Here is a 250-nt window from a genome sequence, read left to right on the forward strand (position 1 = left end):
CGGTGACGACCGAACCCGAAGGCGACAGCATCGCCGGGTTGGACGATGCGGCCACAACGCCTGCCGCCCCGCCGGTGACCGGCGACGCGGAAACGCTGGGCGCGCCCGGCGCGGCCCCCGAAAGCAATGATGCCGCCCCCGCGGCGGATGAACCCGTGCTGCCCAATCCCATGGCGCTGGCGCCCATGGAGCCGCAGGAAGCGGACGAATTGTCAATCTCGACCGAGCCGGCTCAGCCCCCGGCGCCCCC

General features: G+C 73.2%; 1 pseudogene. It reads left to right on the plus strand.

Annotated features, from left to right (window positions below):
- A pseudogene (locus A3764_RS19400) lies at nucleotides 1–250 on the plus strand (divergent polysaccharide deacetylase family protein); the annotation flags it as partial.

Source organism: Sulfitobacter sp. HI0129, from assembly GCF_001635395.1.
In the GTDB taxonomy this organism is placed as follows: domain Bacteria; phylum Pseudomonadota; class Alphaproteobacteria; order Rhodobacterales; family Rhodobacteraceae; genus Sulfitobacter.